Origin of the sequence: uncultured Limnohabitans sp. (genome assembly GCF_937889215.1) — a bacterium.
Taxonomy (GTDB): Bacteria; Pseudomonadota; Gammaproteobacteria; order Burkholderiales; family Burkholderiaceae_C; genus Limnohabitans_A.
The window spans coordinates 1-2,143 of sequence record NZ_CALBEX010000567.1; the positions used below are offsets into that span (position 1 = coordinate 1).

Here is a 2,143-nt window from a genome sequence, read left to right on the forward strand (position 1 = left end):
GCAGGTCCGAAATAAAAACAGCCCGCAAACGCTGACGGCCTGCGGGCAAGATGTCTTCGTCCGAATCTTCCGGCTCTTGCGGCCTTGGTGGTGTGAGCGAATGGCCCTGAGGCCAGCCCTGTGCCAGCGTTTCGTCCAAGCCCGCATGCGCGGTTTTGAAAAGCGCCGAGGCAAGCACTGGTTGACTCAGCTTGGTCATAGGCCACCCATAGAAAAGTGCTTGCGGTAACGCGCAGGCAAATCGGCTGTGCGCATCATCATGGGCAAATCGGCGGTGTTGAAATCCGGGTCCCAAGCGGGCGCACCCAGCACCTTGGCACCCAATCGCAAATAACCCTTGATAAGCGCTGGCGGCTCAATCGGCAAATCATGGTCCAGCTCTTGCACGGGCAAAGGCAAACGTGGCCGCACATGGAACTGGATATCGGCCAAATGCGTCTGGCGCAGTTGGTGCCAGATGCTGGCAGCGGCATCGCCTGTGACCAGCCCGTTGTGCAGCATCGGGATGCTGGCGCAGCCGATCATGGTGTCCAGTCGGTTGCGGTCCATGAACTCAAACAATGCGCCCCACAAAGCCATGATCACGCCACCATGGCGGTGCTCTGCGTGCACGCAGCTGCGGCCCAACTCCACCATGCGCCCGCGCAGATCGCGCAGACGGGTCAGGTCAAACTCGGTGTCGCTGTAGGTGCTGCCAACGCGCTTGGCCTGGGCCGGTGTGAGCACCCGGTAAGTGCCAATGACCTGGCCTGAAGCGTTGTCCCGAACCAGCAGGTGTTCGCAGTAGTCGTCAAACAAATCGATGTCATGGCCGGGCACCGTTTTGGGCAAACGTGCGCCCAACTCGGTGGCGAAAACTTGGTACCTCAATCGCTGAGCTTCCCGAACTTCGTCGAGATGCTGCGCCCAACTGACTTGAATGGTGTTTTGCACACGCCGAGGCAAAAAATCAACAGAGGGGGAAGCGGACCCCGGATGAAGTGACCCCCTGGGCAAGTAGACCGGGGAAAGGTCAAAAGTGGGGTTGGGCAATTCTTTCATCGCTTCGGCTCCTTGAAGTTCTGCCCTTGATGTTGCGCATGCGGGGTGTCAACAAGATGTCGTCAGCGTGAAAGTTTCGTGACGGCGGCCGTGCGCCGTTGGCCAGAGGAGCGCTACAAAAGTTCAACCCCAGCGGCCACATGGACACCGGTTTGGGTTATCGTTTGGACTTCGTCCATGACCCATGAAGCTGCAAAATGATCCTCGAACTCGCCGACATCCGCATCCACCCCGGCCAGCAAGCCGCCTTTGAAAAAGCCATTGAACTGGGCCTGAGCACCGTGGCCTCTCAAGCCAAGGGCTTCCGGTGGGCAAAAGTCAACCGCGGCATCGAAAACCCCGAGCGCTTTGTGTTGCAAATTTTCTGGGACACGCTGGAAGACCACACGGTGGGTTTTCGGGAGTCGCCACTGTTCACCGATTGGCGTGCCATCGTCGGCCCCTTCTTTGCCGCGCCCCCGCATGTGGAGCATTTCGAGCTGAGCTACACCTCGGCCTGAAACGGGCACGAGCGCCCCGCTGGATCGCCCCCTTTTGCGCCGATCCAGCCCGACTTTCCCTCAAGAGGCTCAAGAGACTTGATGGCCCTGCACCAAGCGTGAAAGCAAGTGCACAAACTGGCTTTGCTCTTGTGCGGACAAAGGGGACAGGATTTTTTCTTGCACCCGAGCCACATCGGTCTGGATGCTCGCCAGGGCTTGCACACCCTGGGGCGTGACCCACAACAATTTGCGCCTGCGGTCGGCCGGATCAGCCTCGCGCACCACCCAAGACTTGGACTCCAGCCGCCCAATGACTGAGCCCGAAGTGGCTGGGTCAAAGGCCACGCGCTTGGCCAAGCTCACCTGATCGATGCCTGGGCTGTCGAGCAAGGCGTTCAGAATGGCGAACTGCACAGGCGTGATGTCGGCGCTGGCCAGTTGCTCGGCAAAAATGGCCACGGCAATTTGCTGGGCCCGGCGAATCAGGTGACCTGGCGTGGCCTGCAGGTCGATGCTTTGGATCATGTGAATGTGTTGTTTTGGGGCTTGGGGATGCAACCAAGTGCAGACATTGCGATTAACATCTTGTTTTCAATGCATGAGGAAGCGCCCCATGAGTT

At 59.1% G+C, this 2,143-nt stretch carries 3 protein-coding genes and 1 pseudogene; 1 reads left to right on the top strand and 3 read right to left on the bottom strand.

Annotated elements, in window-relative coordinates:
* Together Q0341_RS14190 and Q0341_RS14195 are read right to left on the bottom strand one after the other, a co-directional pair.
* A pseudogene (locus tag Q0341_RS14190) lies at positions 1 to 199 on the bottom strand (hypothetical protein); the annotation flags it as partial.
* The gene (locus Q0341_RS14195) at positions 196 to 1,041 is read right to left on the bottom strand and encodes a GNAT family N-acyltransferase (protein ID WP_299514620.1); all 846 of its coding nucleotides are present in this window, start codon (positions 1,039 to 1,041) and stop codon (positions 196 to 198) included. The gene Q0341_RS14195 and the pseudogene Q0341_RS14190, both read right to left, overlap by 4 nt.
* 197 nt (positions 1,042 to 1,238) lie before the next feature.
* Here Q0341_RS14195 and Q0341_RS14200 point away from each other — a divergent pair, with 197 nt between their 5' ends.
* Positions 1,239 to 1,541: an antibiotic biosynthesis monooxygenase family protein gene (locus tag Q0341_RS14200; RefSeq protein ID WP_299514622.1), complete on the top strand. Its 303-nt coding sequence runs from the start codon at positions 1,239 to 1,241 to the stop codon at positions 1,539 to 1,541.
* A 69-nt stretch (positions 1,542 to 1,610) separates the two neighbouring features.
* Here Q0341_RS14200 and Q0341_RS14205 read toward each other — a convergent pair whose 3' ends face one another.
* Positions 1,611 to 2,048 (bottom strand): MarR family winged helix-turn-helix transcriptional regulator, encoded by a 438-nt coding sequence (locus Q0341_RS14205; protein WP_299514625.1) that lies wholly within the window; start codon positions 2,046 to 2,048, stop codon positions 1,611 to 1,613.
* Between the last annotated feature and the right edge of the window lie 95 nt (positions 2,049 to 2,143).

Bases quoted from the DNA above. Each gene is read 5' to 3' on its own strand.
- Q0341_RS14195 (WP_299514620.1), bottom strand. From the start codon at position 1,041: ATGAAAGAATTGCCCAACCCCACTTTTGACCTTTCCCCGGTCTACTTG.
- Q0341_RS14200 (WP_299514622.1), top strand. From the start codon at position 1,239: ATGATCCTCGAACTCGCCGACATCCGCATCCACCCCGGCCAGCAAGCC.
- Q0341_RS14205 (WP_299514625.1), bottom strand. From the start codon at position 2,048: ATGATCCAAAGCATCGACCTGCAGGCCACGCCAGGTCACCTGATTCGC.